The 15,451-nt window shown below is 65.0% G+C and carries 17 protein-coding genes; 10 read left to right on the top strand and 7 right to left on the bottom strand.

What is annotated here, in order from left to right; translation table 11 throughout:
* Positions 1-4 precede the first annotated feature (4 nt).
* The 3 genes from Q0S71_RS03790 to Q0S71_RS03780 all read left to right on the top strand — a co-directional run bounded on the left by Q0S71_RS03790 (position 5) and on the right by Q0S71_RS03780 (position 1,399).
* Positions 5-619, top strand: coding sequence for a hypothetical protein (locus Q0S71_RS03790; protein WP_295991537.1), 615 nt, complete (start codon positions 5-7; stop codon positions 617-619).
* Positions 616-843: a hypothetical protein gene (locus Q0S71_RS03785; RefSeq protein WP_295991536.1), complete on the top strand. Its 228-nt coding sequence runs from the start codon at positions 616-618 to the stop codon at positions 841-843. The genes Q0S71_RS03790 and Q0S71_RS03785 overlap by 4 nt, the downstream gene beginning before the upstream one ends.
* Before the next feature lie 160 nt (positions 844-1,003).
* Positions 1,004-1,399, top strand: coding sequence for a DUF1353 domain-containing protein (locus tag Q0S71_RS03780; protein ID WP_295991532.1), 396 nt, complete (start codon positions 1,004-1,006; stop codon positions 1,397-1,399).
* Here Q0S71_RS03780 and Q0S71_RS03775 read toward each other — a convergent pair.
* On the bottom strand, positions 1,380-1,562 hold the full coding sequence (locus Q0S71_RS03775) for a hypothetical protein (RefSeq protein ID WP_295991531.1): 183 nt from the start codon (positions 1,560-1,562) through the stop codon (positions 1,380-1,382). The two genes, Q0S71_RS03780 and Q0S71_RS03775, sit on opposite strands and share 20 nt — an antisense overlap.
* A 311-nt stretch (positions 1,563-1,873) precedes the next feature.
* On the opposite strand from Q0S71_RS03775, the gene Q0S71_RS03770 reads away from it, so the two are divergent.
* The 4 genes from Q0S71_RS03770 to Q0S71_RS03755 all read left to right on the top strand — a co-directional run bounded on the left by Q0S71_RS03770 (position 1,874) and on the right by Q0S71_RS03755 (position 6,605).
* Positions 1,874-3,475, top strand: coding sequence for an ABC-F family ATPase (locus Q0S71_RS03770; protein ID WP_295991528.1), 1,602 nt, complete (start codon positions 1,874-1,876; stop codon positions 3,473-3,475).
* Between the two features lie 103 nt (positions 3,476-3,578).
* Positions 3,579-4,712, top strand: coding sequence for a quinolinate synthase NadA (nadA, locus tag Q0S71_RS03765; RefSeq protein WP_295991525.1), 1,134 nt, complete (start codon positions 3,579-3,581; stop codon positions 4,710-4,712).
* On the top strand, positions 4,712-5,575 hold the full coding sequence (gene nadC, locus Q0S71_RS03760; RefSeq protein ID WP_295991760.1) for a carboxylating nicotinate-nucleotide diphosphorylase: 864 nt from the start codon (positions 4,712-4,714) through the stop codon (positions 5,573-5,575). Before nadA ends, nadC begins: the two co-directional genes overlap by 1 nt.
* Positions 5,576-5,627: 52 nt before the next feature.
* Entirely contained in the window at positions 5,628-6,605 is a 978-nt protein-coding gene (locus Q0S71_RS03755; RefSeq protein ID WP_295991522.1) for an aldo/keto reductase, read from the top strand.
* Positions 6,606-6,668: 63 nt separating this feature from the next.
* Here the strand turns inward: Q0S71_RS03755 and Q0S71_RS03750 are convergent, their stop codons facing one another.
* Positions 6,669-7,124 carry a hypothetical protein gene (locus Q0S71_RS03750; RefSeq protein WP_295991519.1) on the bottom strand — a complete coding sequence of 152 codons (456 nt, stop codon included), beginning with the start codon at positions 7,122-7,124 and terminating at the stop codon, positions 6,669-6,671.
* Between the two features lie 180 nt (positions 7,125-7,304).
* Between Q0S71_RS03750 and Q0S71_RS03745 the strand changes: the two genes are divergently transcribed.
* Positions 7,305-7,745, top strand: coding sequence for a DUF1801 domain-containing protein (locus Q0S71_RS03745; protein WP_295991516.1), 441 nt, complete (start codon positions 7,305-7,307; stop codon positions 7,743-7,745).
* Positions 7,746-8,056: 311 nt separating this feature from the next.
* On the opposite strand, the gene Q0S71_RS03740 is transcribed toward Q0S71_RS03745, so the two are convergent.
* A complete protein-coding gene (locus Q0S71_RS03740; RefSeq protein ID WP_295991514.1) occupies positions 8,057-9,031 on the bottom strand; it encodes an SDR family NAD(P)-dependent oxidoreductase in 975 nt (324 codons plus the stop codon).
* 125 nt (positions 9,032-9,156) lie between these two features.
* Here Q0S71_RS03740 and Q0S71_RS03735 point away from each other — a divergent pair, with 125 nt between their 5' ends.
* On the top strand, positions 9,157-9,789 hold the full coding sequence (locus Q0S71_RS03735) for a TetR/AcrR family transcriptional regulator (RefSeq protein WP_295991512.1): 633 nt from the start codon (positions 9,157-9,159) through the stop codon (positions 9,787-9,789).
* Positions 9,790-9,846: 57 nt separating this feature from the next.
* On the opposite strand, the gene Q0S71_RS03730 is transcribed toward Q0S71_RS03735, so the two are convergent.
* Genes Q0S71_RS03730 through wecB form a run of 4 tightly spaced genes read right to left on the bottom strand, consistent with a single transcriptional unit; the run spans position 9,847 to position 13,898 of the window.
* Complete coding sequence (locus tag Q0S71_RS03730; RefSeq protein ID WP_295991508.1) at positions 9,847-10,818, bottom strand: glycosyltransferase family 2 protein; 972 nt, start codon at positions 10,816-10,818, stop codon at positions 9,847-9,849.
* A gap of 6 nt (positions 10,819-10,824) precedes the next feature.
* Entirely contained in the window at positions 10,825-12,459 is a 1,635-nt protein-coding gene (locus Q0S71_RS03725; RefSeq protein WP_295991506.1) for a glycosyltransferase family 39 protein, read from the bottom strand.
* Between the two features lie 38 nt (positions 12,460-12,497).
* On the bottom strand, positions 12,498-12,722 hold the full coding sequence (locus Q0S71_RS03720; protein ID WP_295991504.1) for a hypothetical protein: 225 nt from the start codon (positions 12,720-12,722) through the stop codon (positions 12,498-12,500).
* A gap of 9 nt (positions 12,723-12,731) precedes the next feature.
* Positions 12,732-13,898 carry a non-hydrolyzing UDP-N-acetylglucosamine 2-epimerase gene (gene wecB / locus Q0S71_RS03715; RefSeq protein ID WP_295991502.1) on the bottom strand — a complete coding sequence of 389 codons (1,167 nt, stop codon included), beginning with the start codon at positions 13,896-13,898 and terminating at the stop codon, positions 12,732-12,734.
* A gap of 251 nt (positions 13,899-14,149) precedes the next feature.
* On the opposite strand from wecB, the gene Q0S71_RS03710 reads away from it, so the two are divergent.
* On the top strand, positions 14,150-15,439 hold the full coding sequence (locus tag Q0S71_RS03710; protein ID WP_295991499.1) for a nucleotide sugar dehydrogenase: 1,290 nt from the start codon (positions 14,150-14,152) through the stop codon (positions 15,437-15,439).
* Positions 15,440-15,451 lie beyond the last annotated feature (12 nt).

Here is a 15,451-nt window from a genome sequence, read left to right as displayed (position 1 = left end):
TACCATGAGCCGTCCAAGTGCAGTGCAAATCTTCTCCATGCTCGCCATCATCGCCGGCGCCGCCGTTTCATACTTCCCACCGCCGTCGAACGCGGCCGCCATCTGGGCGCTGGTGAGCGGCTTCCTCGGTTACGGCGTGCGCGACCTGTTCCCGCCATCCGGCCCGCCGGGCGCCGTCGCGCCGGTTACGGCCGGCAAGCAGGCTGGATTCGCCCATGCCGGCATGCTGCTGATTCTCGCGTCGGTAGCCGCCGCTGTGATGCTGGTCGGCTGCGCCACCGGCGCCGCGCCGCGCCCGACGCCGCAGCAACTGGCCGCCCAAGTTTGCCCGGCAGCGCAGATCACCATAGCATCGCTGGCAGCGCTCGAAGACCTGCCGCTAGCCGTGGGCGCCGATCTGAGCCGGGCCGTGCCGATTGTCGGCGCCGTGTGCGTACCGGGCGCAGCGGTCGACCTGGGCAGTCTGCAGGCACTGGCTAGCACGGCGTTGCCGGCGCTGCTGCGGATCGTGGAAGGCTCCGGCCTGGCGCCGGCCGACCACGACCGCATCGTGCTGGGCTTGACCGTCGGCCAGATCGTGCTCAACGGCGCGTTGATGGCCGCCGGGCCGGCGCCATGAGGCGGTTGGTACTCCTGGCGCTGGCCGTCTTGACCGGCTGCGCCAGCATGCAGCAGGCCGTCAACGGCTACGCCGCGGCCGCCGCAGTCTCCATGCGCGCGGCCGAAGACGAGAATATTCGCGTCTGGACGGCCGACGCCTGCGGCACGCCGTACGCGGCCGCGCTGCGTCCTTCACGCCGATCAGGATCTGCACCGGCGTCGGCGCCTGATCGTCCGGCTTGACGTCCTTCGTTGCTTTGATCAGGTCGAGGCCGATCTCGGCAGCGCCGTTGGCCAGCCTGGTCAGCGCGCCGATGTCGCTCAGGGCTGCCGCGCTGCGCAATCCGCAAATCATCCCAGCGCTGCGCGACCTGTGCGGCGCCTTACTTGGGGAGTCGTCAAAATGAGCTGGATCGGAAACTTATCGGTGGACCTGATCGAAGACGATGAGTCCGGGAAGTGGCAACTGACGGCGCCGCTGGGCTTCATGTCCGAGGTACTGGGCCGCGTGGTGACGGTACCGGCCGGCTTCACCACGGATTTTTGCAGCGTGCCGCGCGTGCCGATTGCCTTCGAGCTGCTGGGCAACCGGGCCCGCAAGTCAGGCACGATCCACGACTGGCTGTACACCTCGCACGAGGTTGACCGCGAGACGGCTGACAAGGTGCTGCGCGAGATGCTGCGGCAGAACGGCGTGGATATCTGCGAGGCCGAAGCATTTTTCGTCGCCGTGCGCTTCGGCGGCGGTTCGCACTGGGGTCCGGATCCGGTGGCAGTGCCTATGCCGGTAGCGGCATAACCAGTTGCGGCCCGTCGGTGCCGGCGCGATTCACCTCCGTCGACACCTTGAACCAGTCGAACTCATCGACGCCCAGCGCCGCACTGCGGGCCAGTTCCTCGGCCTGCGCTGGCGATAAGTTGTGGTCGAGCCATAGATGCGCATCGGCGGCGCTGAGCACCACCGATACGCGATGCCGTGGTCCTATGGATCGGGGAGGGCGCGATGACCATGACCGGGTTAGAGACCAATGTAACGGAGCGGAAGTCATACGCTCAATCATGGTATATCGAGGTTTGCCTAGACCCCTCATAGCACTTAGAAACTTTGCCTTGAATTGCATGGCAGTGGCGCCCGCAAGAGTGCGATCCGTTTAATATACAGCGCTAAGTCATTGTTTTAGTATGTCATATACAGTAGTTTTGTGTGTGAATGATATAATCGAAAATTCGCCTACAAGCGCCTGTTTTCACTCTAAATACATCGAAATCGTAAATGCTAAGTACAGCAAACATCACCATGCAATTCGGCGCCAAGCCGCTGTTTGAAAACATCTCCGTCAAATTCGGCGATGGCAACCGCTATGGCCTGATCGGCGCCAACGGCTGCGGCAAGTCGACCTTCATGAAAATCCTCGGCGGCGACCTCGATTCGTCCGGCGGCACCGTGATGCTCGACACCAATGAACGGCTCGGCAAGCTGCGCCAGGACCAGTTCGCGTTTGAAGACATGCGCGTGCTCGACGTGGTCATGATGGGCCACACCGAAATGTGGGCCGCCATGCAGCAGCGCGACGCCATCTACGCCAACCCCGAGGCGACCGACGACGACTACATGGCCGCCGCCGAACTCGAAGGCAAGGTCTCCGAATACGACGGCTACACGGCCGAATCGCGCGCCGGCGAACTGCTGCTGGGCGCCGGCGTGGCCATCGAGCTGCACCAGGGACCGATGAGCAACGTGTCGCCGGGCTGGAAGCTGCGCGTGCTGCTGGCGCAGGCGCTGTTCTCGAATCCCGACATCCTGCTGCTCGACGAGCCGACCAACAACCTCGACATCAACACCATCCGCTGGCTGGAAGATGTGCTCAACGAGCGCAACTCCACCATGATTATCATTTCGCACGATCGCCACTTCCTCAACCAGGTCTGCACCCACGTCGCCGACATGGATTACGGCACGCTGAAGATCTACCCGGGCAACTACGACGAGTATATGTTCGCGTCGACCCAGGCCCGCAACCAGCAGCTGTCGAACAACGCCAAGGCCAAGGAGAAGGTCGCCGAACTGCAGGACTTCGTGCGCCGCTTCGCCGCCAACAAATCGAAGGCGCGCCAGGCCACGTCGCGCGCCAAGCAGATCGAGAAGATCAAGGTCGACGACATCAAGCCGTCGTCGCGCGCCTATCCCTTCGTCCGTTTCGACGGCGAGAAGAAGCTGCACCGCCTGGCCGTGGAAGTCGAGAACATCTCGAAAACCTACGACCGCCCGTTGTTCAAGAACTTCAGCATCATGGTCGAAGCGGGCGAGCGCATCGCCATCATCGGCGCCAACGGCGTCGGCAAGACCACCATGCTGCGCTGTATCGCCGGCGACGACATCGCCAAGCTGCACCCGGACCAGGGCCGCATCAAGTGGGCGGAAAACGCCAACGTCGGCTACATGCCGCAGGATCCGACCGAGGAATTCGCGGCCGATACTCCGCTGGCCGAGTGGATGGGCAAATGGACCAAGGAGGGCGACGACGACCAGGCCGTGCGCTCCATCCTGGGCCGTCTGCTGTTCGGCGGCGACGAGGTGAAGAAGTCGGTCAAGGTGCTGTCCGGCGGCGAGAAAGGCCGCATGATGTACGGTAAGCTGATGCTGGGCCGGCACAACGTGCTGCTGATGGACGAGCCGACCAACCACATGGACATGGAGTCCATCGAGTCGCTCAACGTGGCGCTGGAAAAATACGCGGGCACCCTGGTGTTCGTGTCGCACGACCGCGAGTTCGTGTCGTCGCTGGCCAACCGCATCATCGAAATCAAGGAAAACGAGATCATCGATTTCCGCGGCAATTATGAAGACTACCTGACCAGCCAGGGCATCGATTAAATCCCGATGGTTCTAGCGTCCTTGCCCTGCGCCCCGGCGGCGCCGGGCAAGGATGGCCGCAATATGAGATAGTGTCGCTTCCGTAGTTTCGCCACCGAACATCATGCAAATCTTACAGATCAAACCCGTCGAGTACGAACATCCACAAGACGGCGCCAGTTGCACCGCACTGGCCTGGGCGCGCACCCCCGCGACGCCGTCGCCGGCTGAAAAAACCGCCCTCAAAGAAAAAATCAAACGCCTGCTCAAGGAGCGCGAAGCGGTGCTCGTCGCGCACTACTACGTCGACGCCGACCTGCAGGACCTGGCCGAGGAAACCGGCGGCTGCGTCTCCGATTCGCTGGAAATGGCGCGCTTCGGCCGCGACCATCCGGCCCAGACCCTGGTGGTCGCCGGCGTGCGCTTCATGGGCGAAACGGCCAAGATCCTTAGTCCCGAAAAACGCATCCTGATGCCCGACCTGGACGCTACCTGTTCGCTCGACCTGGGCTGTCCGGCCGACGAATTCGCGGCCTTCTGCGACGCCCACCCGGACCGCACGGTGGTCGTCTACGCCAACACCAGCGCCGCCGTCAAGGCGCGCGCCGACTGGATGGTGACGTCGTCGATCGGCCTCGATATCGTGGCCCACCTGCACGCGCAGGGCAAAAAAATCCTGTGGGCGCCGGACAAGCACCTGGGCTCCTACATCCAAAAGAAAACCGGCGCCGACATGCTGCTGTGGCAGGGCTCCTGCCTGGTCCACGACGAATTCAAGGCCACGGAACTCGAGCTGCTGAAGGCCGAATATCCCAACGCGAAAGTGCTGGTCCATCCAGAGTCGCCGGCCAATGTGGTGGCGCTGGCCGACGTCGTCGGCTCGACCACGCAGATCATCAACGCGGCCGTCGAATCGGACGCCGACACCTTCATCGTCGCCACCGACAACGGCATCCTGCACAAGATGCGCGCGGCCGCGCCGACCAAGCGCTTCATCGAAGCGCCGACGGCCGGCAACAGCGCCACCTGCAAGAGCTGCGCGCACTGCCCGTGGATGGCGATGAACGGCTTGCAGAACCTGGCCGACGTGCTGGAAAACATGGGCAACGAAATCCACGTCGACGCCGACACCGGCAAGGCGGCGGTGCGCTCGATCAACCGCATGCTCGATTTCGCGGCCGCGAAAAAAGTCCATGTGCAGCCGGGTCCCGACCTGGCGCAGGAAGCAAAACTGTTCACCGGTATCGGTCCGGCATGATGAGTACTCTGCTCAATACCTTCGCGCCGTTCGACGCGCCCTTGAAGGCCGCCTTCGAGGCCAACCTGCTGGTGGCGCTGCTGGAAGACGTGGGCAGCGGCGACGTCACGGGCAAGCTGGTGCCGGAAGGCCGCGCCATCGCCCGCGTGATCGTGCGCGAAGACGCGGTGCTGTGCGGCGCGCCGTGGTTCGAGGGCGTCATGCTGTGCGTCCACGCCGGCATCGCCATCGACTGGCATTACGCCGAGGGCGACGCGATGACGGCCGACAGCGTCGTCTGCACCATACAGGGCCCGGCGCGCGCGCTGCTGACGGCCGAACGCGGCGCGCTCAACTTCCTGCAACTGCTGTCGGGCGTGGCCAGCGCAACGCGGCGCTACGTCGACCTGGTGGCCGGCACTTCGGCCGCGATACTCGACACGCGCAAGACCCTGCCCGGTTTGCGCCTGGCGCAGAAGTATGCGGTGCGCGTCGGCGGTGGCCAGAACCAGCGCCTGGCGCTGTACGACGGTATCCTGATTAAGGAAAACCATATCGCGGCGGCCGGCGGCATCACGGCGGCCCTGGCCGCGGCGGCGAAACTGGACGCCGGCGTGTCGATCCAGGTCGAAGTCGAAAGCCTGGCCGAGCTGGAAGAGGCGCTGGCGGCGGGCGCGGTGTCGGTGCTGCTCGATAACTTCGATCTCGCCATGCTGCGCGCGGCCGTCGCGCTGAACGCCGGCCGCGCGCTACTCGAAGCGTCCGGCGGCATCAACTTCGCCACCGTGCGCGCCATCGCCGAAACGGGCGTCGACCGCATCTCGGTCGGCAGCCTGACCAAGGATGTGCGGGCGACCGATTATTCGCTGCGCATCGTCGGCTGATTGCGATTCCGTCCTCACCCGACGACCCTGAAAACAATAAAAGGAGACATTTATGCACGCTCGATCACTAGGACACGATGGCTTGACAGTGCCGGAAATTGGCCTCGGCTGCTGGCAGCTGGGCGGCGGTTGGGGCAAGGACTGGAACAACGACGTGGCGCAGGCCATCCTCGAGCAAGCCTATCAATCCGGCCTGCGCTTCATCGACACGGCCGACGTCTACGGTGACGGCGCCAGTGAGCGCTCGATCGGCCAGTTCCTCGCTAACCACGACGACCTGACCGTGGCCACCAAAGTGGGTCGCGGCGCCATCTATCCCGACGGCTACACGCGCGAGAGCGTGCGCGCCGCCACCGAACGCTCGATGGAGCGGCTCGGCGTGCGCCAGCTCGACCTGACCCAGCTGCACTGCGTGCCGCCGGCCGTGCTGCGCGAAGGGAAGATCTTCGACTGGCTGCGCGAAATGCGCGACGACGGCATGATCGCCCGCTTCGGCGCCAGCGTCGAGACGGTGGAGGAGGGCTTGCTGTGCCTGGAACAAGAAGGTCTCACTTCGCTGCAAGTGATCTTCAATATCTTCCGCCAGAAGCCGCTTGAAGAATTGCTGCCGCGCGCGCGGGCCCAGGGCGTGGGCATCATCGTGCGGCTGCCGCTGGCGAGCGGCCTGTTGAGCGGCAAGATGACGCGCGACACCGTGTTCGGCGCCGACGACCACCGCAACTTCAACCGCGACGGCCAGCAATTCAACGTCGGCGAAACCTTCGCCGGCATCGAATTCGCGACCGGCGTGGCGCTGGCCGAACAGGTGGCCGGCTTCGTGCCGCCGTCGATGACGATGGCGCAGATGGCGCTGCGCTGGCTGCTCGACCAGGACGCGGTGTCCGTCGTCATTCCCGGCGCCAGCTCGCCGGCGCAGGTCAGCGCCAATGCCGCCGCCGCCGCGTTGCCGCCGCTGCCGGCGGAAGTGCATCAGGGTCTGGCCAAGCTGTATCGCGAGCACATCCACGCGGCGGTACGCGGACCTTACTAGTCGCGGCACGGTGCGTCCGCGCCGCGTTTCCACAGCGCGGCCGGGCGCTCGGGCGCGGCGGCTTCAGGGTTTGAGGTTCTCGTCCGGCTGGCGCCACACCTGGGTCTGGCCCAGCACGCGCGTGCCGAGGAAGCCGCCCTTGGACAATTCACCGCCCACGCCAAGGCTCAGGATGCAATCGTAGCTTTCCACGTCCGGCCGCACGGGGATGTGGCGGTTCCACGGGTCGCGCGGCGGTTCGGAGCGACGCAGCTCGTCGCGCACGACGGCTTGCCGGGACGCGGCCGGCAGCGACTTGGGCGATTCCGAGCGCGCCACATCGCTCAGCGCCTGCGTCGACAAGCCGCTGGCGCCGCACAGCGCCGCGTCGCAGGCCGATGCCGATGCGCGCGGCGGCGGTGCCGCGAGATCGAACTGTGCCGCCGCCGGCAACGCCGTCAGCGTCGTCGTCATCGTCAAGGCGGCGAAGGCCAGCTGGCCCAGCCATCTACCGGCATCCGGGTTCGATTTCCATTTCATAACAACCATCCTATCTACAGCCGCCGTTGCGACGGTGGCGCAATTATAGATCGGATGGACTGGACGCGCTCCCCGCCGGCCCGCTCGCGGTGGCCGTGATGTGTTTGTGAAAAGATTGTTTTCGCGGCCAGCCGGCATGTAAAATCGACTCTCCGACACGACAGACGAGCGAGCACCATCATGCAAAAAGCGAGCACCGGCGAGTCCACCCAGGAAGCGGGCGCGGACACGCCGTCCCTCCTGATCGATGCCAAGATCGCGGCGCTGGCCGACTGGCGCGGCGCGACGCTGGCCAGGGTTCGCGCGCTGGTGCACCAGGCCGAGCCCGATGTCGTCGAGACCTGGAAATGGCGCGACGTGCCGGTGTGGGAGCACGGCGGCATACTGTGCACCGGCGAGACCTACAAAAGCGTCGTCAAGCTGACGTTCGCCAAGGGCGCGGCGCTGGCCGATCCGGCCGGCCTGTTCAACTCCAGCCTGGAAGGCAACACCCGGCGCGCCATCGACATCCATGAAAACGAGGCCATCGACGAGCCGGCCCTGGTGGCGCTGATCCGCGCCGCCGTGGCCTTGAACGCGTCGAAGGCAGCGCCGGCCAAGCGGCCGCGCAAGCCGGCTTAGCGCGCTTTAGCACACCAAAATAGAAGATTTTCTATATGCAATGAAAGAAGCAGGAATTGAGGTTGTAATTAATACTACTTGACTCAATCAATAATTTAATTTCACACCAACGGCGATTGATGGTCGCTAAGTTAGGGTTACCTTGTTTATTTTTAACTGTTTAATACTAAAATAAACGCGATGATCGCAATCAGGGATCTTTTTTAAAACTATTTATTTCAAAACACCGTAAGACCCGTGGCTTATCATGTAACTCCGCAATCGCTGCTGATTCTGGTCACCGCAACCATTTCGCCGCGACCGCCGTTCCTTCAGGACGCCGCGCTTAAGGAGGCCGGCTTGGACAAGTCGACGCCGGAGACCTTGACGACGGCCCGCCACGCGGCTTCTTGGCTGGCGCGATCGTGGAGGTGTGGGTGTCGCTGCGCCTCAATTGGGCCTGAGAACTTCCCTTGAGCCGAGGCGAAGAATTGCCCTGATACGTCGGTTCCGAACTCCGACGCTTGGAGGTAGCGACGGGCCGCAGTCTCCGGCGTCTGATTCATGCCGGGAATGAGGTTCGCGATTGGGATAAACAGATACTTCACGGCCAGGCCAGCTTGTCGCGAAACCTTGGTAGCGGTCGCGGCACCGGGCGACACGGCGTATACGGCCATGTCGGAGGGCAGCCGGCGGGCCAGCGCCGCGACCCACCAAGCGACATTAAGCTTCGCGTCGGCATACGCATTGTTGGGCACGTACTTCACGTTCGGCCCGTTGCGGACCAGGGCTTCCACAGCAGCGGTTTGATCACCACCGTGGTACTTGGCCGCGAAGGCTGGCATGTCGGTGTAGCTGAACATGGGTACGCCCCCTCGGGCTGGCTCCGCACCGGCTATAACAATCCGCGCGTTGGGGCTCAGCAGGTTGGCGCGAAGTAAGCCGACAGTCAGTTGATGATGGCCGATCAGCGGGGCCTGAGAAGCCTCGACGCCCGCCGCAGTGATCACGCGCGCCTTGCCAGGGACCATCCCGGCGTTGAGGAGTAGGAAGTCGATCGGCCGGCCTTGCTTGACGAGCTCGGCGAGGGCGGCCTGAACGCTGGCCGGCGTTTCCAGCTCCAGCTCCAGCGGCGTGAAGACCTGGGTCTCGGTTTCAGTCGCGAGCTGAGCGGCCGTTTCCTGGGCCCGAGCCAAGCTGCGGCCGGTGACGATTACCTGGCGGCAGCCCTCTGCGGCGAGAATGCTGGCTGCCGCATAACCGAGCCCGGAGGTGGCGCCGGTGACGAGAGCGATCGAATGTTTCATGGGCGGATCCGCAGTGAAGAATAAGGTGAAGGAGTCCCTGCGAGGTAAGGGTGGCCTTGTTATTTTTTAACTGTTCAGTTATATTATATTGACGTAAAAGTAGAGTCAAGGATTTTAGAACTAAAATGTTTCAAAATACCACTAGGCCGCGGGGACGTCCGCGAAGCTTCGACGAGAAGGACGCGCTGGAAAAGGCAACCCAGGTGTTCCGGTCGAAGGGCTACGACGGTGTGACGATCGACGATCTCGTCGCGGGTATGGGTGTGAAACGGCCAACCCTGTATTCCGTCTTCGGGGATAAGCGGACGATATTCCTGCGCGCCCTCAGGGCGTATGCTGAAGCGAAGGGCGCTCGCGCTGCGCAGGCGCTTTTCTCGCCGCCGAGTCTTCGCGACTCGCTCGCCGGCTTTCTGAAGCACGCCGTAGAAAGTGCGACCCCGGAAGGATCAGCCCCCGGGTGTCTTCTGTTGTGCGTTGCGCCGCTCGTCGACGATGCCGAGGTCCGGCAGTTCCTGCACGATGCCGTGGCCGCCGGCGTGGCACTCGTGGAGCGCCGTTTCTGCGACGGGATTAGCACAGGAGAAATCCCGCCTGACTTTCCCGTAGCCGCGCGCGCGAGCCAGGTTCTCGACCTTTCCCGTGGTCTGACCATGCGTGCGCAGATGGGCGCGCCGCGCAAAACGCTCCTCAATGACGCTGCGGAAGCGGCGGACTTGGTCATTCTGCCGCGACGTGGAAATGCGAAGCCAGAAGATTGATGCTGGATGGCGTAGACGTCGATCCGTTCCCGCATCTGGAACGTTGGCTAGTGCGCCTCAGGCGCCCGGCGCCGGTATGGTCAGGTAGGCCAGGCGCTTGATTTCGCGCCGGCCGTGGGTGACGGTGTCGAGCACCAGCCCGCAGGTCAGGCTGAGGAAGGCCAGCAGCATCACGCTGGATGCCAGCACCGCCGTCGGCAGGCGCGGCACCAGGCCCGTCGCCAGATAGGTTTCGATGACGGGCAGCGCGATCAGCAGCGACAGCAGCGCCAGCGCCGCGCCGATCAGCGCGAAAAACTGCAGCGGCCGTTCGTTCTTGAACAGCTTGAGTATCATCATCATGATCTTGTAGCCGTCGCGGAAGGTCGACAGCTTGCTCTGCGAGCCTTCCGGCCGCGCGCCGTAGGGCGTGTCCACCTCGGCGATCGGCATGCGCAGTTCCAGCGCGTGGACGGTCAGCTCGGTTTCGATTTCAAAACCCTGCGACAGCGACGGGAAGGACTTGACGTAGCGCCGCGAAAACACCCGGTAGCCGGACAGGATGTCGCTGAAGCGGTCGCCGAACAGGCGCGCCACGAAGCCGGTGAACAGGGCGTTGCCGAAGCGGTGGCCGGCGCGGTAGGCCGCCGTCTGGGTGTCGATGCGGCAGCCGACCACCATGTCGAGGCGCTCGTTGAACAGACGCGCGATCATGGCCGGCGCGCTGGCGACGTCGTAGGTGACGTCGCCGTCGCACAGCACGTAGGCGTCGGCCTCGATGTCGGCGAACATGCGGCGCACCACATTGCCCTTGCCCTGCAGCGGCTCGCTGCGCACCACGGCGCCGGCCTCGGCCGCGACCCGGCGCGTCTGGTCGCGCGAATTGTTGTCGTAGACGTAGACGGTGGCGTTCGGCAGCGTGTTGCGGAAGTCGCGCACCACCTGCGCGATCGCGGCCTCCTCGTTATAGCAGGGCAGGATGACGGCGATGGTGGGCTGGGCCGGCGTGGTGGCGGGCGCCATGTCGGCGAGGTTGAAGGACGATTGCATGGCGACTCACTTGGGCTGAAGGTTAAGCAGGGGGGCGGTCTTGGCCGGCAAGCCCAGCTGACGCACCGCGTCGACGTTGGCGCGGGCCGCGCCGTGGAATTCATACACCTCGGTGACGCCGGCGCGGTTGCCGTGGGCCAGCGTGGCGACGCGGCGGAACGGCGAGTCCGGCAACGCCATGGCCGCTTGCAGCTGGCCGCTGTGCGGGTAGGGCGCCTCGTTGTTGAGCCGCACCAGCACCACGTACTGGGCGCCGACGCGCTCGACTTCGGCCAGCACGCCGCGCGGGTCCGGGAATTTGAGCGTGTACTGCGTGCCCATGAAATTGCTGGCGGCCAGCAGCTTCGAGGCGCGCACGGCGTAGTCGCTGAGGGCCGGATCGCGAACCGCCATCTGCGCGATGAAGGCGCCCTCGGCGCCGCTGCTGCCGTCGATGATCCACACCTGCGGCGCGGCCCCCTGCGCGCCGCGCGCGCTGTAGGGAATGGCGGCCATGCGCATGTCGACCTTGGCGCCGCGTCCAGCCAGGTGGGCCATGCCCGGCGCCAGCATGGCGGCGGCCAGCAGGACGGCGGCCGGCAGCGCCAGCGCCGGACGGGCGCCGGCGCCGAGCCATTCGTAGACCCGGCGCGCGCCGGCCACGGCCAGCACGGCCAGGGCCGGCAGGGCCGGCGCCAGGTAGCGGTCGTCGATGTCGACCGGCACCAGCGATTGCAGCGCCAGCGTCGCCACGATCAGGCCGAGGCAGGCGCTGGCCACCGACCAGCGCAGCGGCGTGGCGGCGCGCGCGCGGTATTCCAGCGCCACGGCCAGCAGCGCCAGCGGCAGGCTGGCATAGCCGAGGTTGCGCACCAGCGTGTGCAGGTTGGCGCCCAGCGCCAGCGTCGCGTAGTGCCAGCCGGCCGTGTAGTTGAAGCCGTCGGCGGCGATCTTGGAGGTGAGCCAGTACCACGGCACGATGACGGCGCCGGCCGCGGCCGCCGCGACGTAGAGGCGCGGCGAGGCCAGCGGGCGCCAGTCGCGGGTCAGTAGCATGTGCAGCGGCGGCACGAAGACGATCAGCCAGCCGTTGCCCTTGATGAGCACGGCCAGCGCGCTGAGCGCGGCGAAGCCGAAGGCGCGCGGCCACGACGGCCGCTGCGCATAGGCGACCCAGACCATGGCGGCGGCCACGATGCAGGCGCTGAGCGCCTGGTCCAGCATGAAGAACAGCTGGCCTTCCAGCGCCAGCGGCGTGAAGGCGTAGATCAGGCAGCCGGCGACGGCGGCGCGGACGCCGGCCAAATAGGCCAGCGTCAGGCCGACGGCGGCGGCCGGCAGCGCGGCCACCAGCAGGTTGATGGCGAAGGCCATTTCCGGCGTCGCCGGCAGGCCGAGGAACAGCACGCCCAATATGCCGTAGTAGGCGGGCGGCCAGTGGCCGATCGAAATTTTCGGATAGTGCAGATAATATTCGGTGGCGAAGGCCATCGGGTTGCTGCCCAGGTGGTGTCGCAGGTAGTTGCTGACGAAATAGCCGTTCAGGAAGTGGGCGGGTTCGTCGGCGCCGGAAAAGCCGGCGCGGTAAGCCTGGAACAGGCACAGGGCCAGCACGCCGGCCAGCACGGCGATGGCGTAGCCGGCCAGGGCCGACCTCGCCATGCGGCCGCGGGAAAGTGGATTCGACAAGCTGGCCATCCTCAAGGTTGCAGGTCCTGGCGGCGCGCATCCGGCGGGGCCGCCGCTTGCACGCGGCGCCGGCCCTGTTCATCCATCACGCGGCAGATCACCGGCAGCGGCACGCCGGCGTCCTCCAGGAACTGGGCCGCCGTGTAGCGGCCCTGCGAGGCGACCAGTTCAATGCCGATCTCGACCATCATGGCCATGGTGCGTTGCGGGCGCGAACGCCGTTCGATGAAGGCCATGACGCTCTCTCAGCCGGCGCTGGCCGGCAGCCGGCAACCGTTGCCCAGCCATTCCAGCAAGTGGTCGGCGATGCGCTCGGAAGCCAGCCCATCCCAGAACACGGGCACGCGGCCGGCCTTGCCGCCGTCGCGCAGCAAGTCTTCGTACAGCGCCATGATGCGCGCCGGATCGGTGCCGGCCAGCGCGTTGGTGCCTTCGCTGATGGTGATGGGGCGCTCGGTGTTGTCGCGCAGTGTGATGCAGGGCACGCCCAGCGCCGTCGTTTCTTCCTGCACGCCGCCGGAATCGGTCAGCACCACGCGGGCGTCGCGCATCAGGCCCAGCATCTCCAGGTAACCCATGGGCGGCAGCGCCAGGATGGACGGCAGGTCGATCAGGTGGCGCAGGCCGAGCCGTTCAATGGCGGCCAGTGTGCGCGGGTGGATGGGGAACAGCACCGGCGTGCGCGCGCTGATGGCGGCCACCGTGCGCAGCAGCGGCGCCAGCGTGTCGGCGTGGTCGACGTTCGACGGCCGGTGCAGCGTCAGCAGCGCGTAGCCGTGGGCGCCGTCGGCCAGGCCGGCGCGGCCGGCGTCGTGCGCGATCTGGCGCGCCGCCACCGCGCGCGGCAGGTTGCTGCGCAGCGTGTCGATCATGACGTTGCCGACGAAGGCGATGCGGCGCCCGTCTATGCCTTCCCTGAGCAGATTGGCCGCGCAGTCCGGCTCGGTGGTGAACAGCAGGTCGGCCAGCTGGTCGGTCAGCACCCGGTTGATTTCTTCCGGCATGTCGCGGTCGCCGCTGCGCAGGCCGGCCTCGACGTGGATCACCGGCACCAGCTTCTTGCGCGCCACCAGGGCGCAGGCCAGCGTGGAATTGACGTCGCCGACCACCAGCACGGCGTGGGGGTCGAGTTGTTCCATGGCCGCCTCGAAGCGCAGCATCACCTGCGCCGTCTGCGCCGCGTGGCTGGCCGAACCGACTTCCAGGTTCAAGTCCGGCCGCGGCAAGCCCAGCGACGTGAAATATTGTTCGTTCATGGCCGCGTCGTAATGCTGGCCGGTGTGCACCAGCTGCGGCGTGAACGCGGCGCGGCGCCCCAGCGCGGCCAGGATGGGCGCGATCTTCATGAAATTGGGGCGGGCGCCGACGACGCACAAGACGCGGTATGGCGGCGTGGAAATAGGTAATGGCATGCGTGGTCCGACTCAGGTTCAGGTTCGAGGTGCGTAGTTTGACATGTTAGGCAACTATCTAGTGCATTTCAATTTCCATGTATTATTTTGCCAACAAACGTAATTTTTTTACATTAATCGAAAACACCGCATTCTCCTATGAAAGTGAGCTTTTTTGAGGGGGTAAATGCCGGAAGGGGGGGATTGCAGAGTTCGTTAAGTTGGGTTATGGTTATCATTAATGCATTGCAACAACATCAAGGACAAGTTTTATGAGCACTGATTTCATCGTTGCGGTAGTCGGCTTGGGCTACGTGGGCTTCCCTTTGGCGGTCGAATTCGGCAAAGTGGGCAAGACCTTGGGGTTCGATTTATCGGAAAGCAAGATCGCGCACTATCGCAACGGCGTCGATCCCACCGGCGAGTTATCCAGTGAGCAATTGCGAGCGGCGACGATGCTGGAAGTGAGCACCGATCCGGCCGTGCTGGCCGAGGCCGATTTCATCGTGGTGGCCGTGCCGACACCGGTCGACCTGGCCCACAATCCCGATTTCGGCGCGCTGATCGGCGCCAGCACCAGCGTCGGCAAGCATATGAAACGCGGCGCCATCGTGGTCTACGAATCGACCGTGTATCCGGGCGCGACCGAGGAAATCTGCATCCCCGTGCTGGAACGCCATTCCGGCCTGAAATGGAAAGAGGATTTCCACGTCGGCTTCTCGCCCGAGCGCATCAACCCGGGCGACAAGGAACACACGCTGACCAATATCGTCAAGGTGGTGTCCGGCGACGACGGCCCGACCGTGGACGCCATCGCCGGCCTGTATGAATCGATCGTCAAGGCCGGCGTGGTGCGCGCCTCCAGCATCAAGGTGGCCGAGGCGGCCAAGGTCATCGAAAACACCCAGCGCGACCTCAACATCGCGCTGATGAACGAGCTCGCCATCATCTTCGACAAGATCGGCATCGACACGCTGGAAGTGTTGCAGGCGGCCGGCACCAAGTGGAATTTCCTGCCCTTCCGTCCGGGCCTGGTCGGCGGCCACTGCATCGGCGTCGATCCCTACTACCTGACGCACAAGGCCGACATGCTCGGTTACCACCCGCAGGTGATCCTGGCCGGGCGCCGCATCAACGACAGCATGGCCAAATTCGTCGCCGAGAAAACCGTCAAGGAATTGATCGCGCGCGACTGCCATGTCAAGGGTGCCAAGGTCAACGTGCTGGGCCTGACCTTCAAGGAAAACTGCCCCGACCTGCGCAACTCCAAGGTGGCCGACCTGATCGCCGAACTGCAGAGCTATGGCGTCGACGTCCACGTCCACGACCCGGTGGCCGACGCCGCCGAGGCGCAACATGAATACGGCGTCAAGCTGGAAAGCTGGGACCAGCTGCCGCAGGCCGACGGCCTGGTGCTGGCCGTCTCGCACCGCGAACTGCTGGCCCTGGGACTGGACGACGTCATGCACAAGCTCAAGCCGGGCGGCTGTTTCATCGACATCAAGTCGCAATTCAATGCCGCTTCGCTGCGCGAAGCCGGTTTCCGCGTGTGGCGGCTGTAGCAACCGGGGTCG

Origin of the sequence: Rugamonas sp., from assembly GCF_025354735.1 — a bacterium.
GTDB lineage: Bacteria > Pseudomonadota > Gammaproteobacteria > Burkholderiales > Burkholderiaceae_D > Rugamonas.
This window is presented reverse-complemented; position numbering and strand designations above follow the sequence as displayed.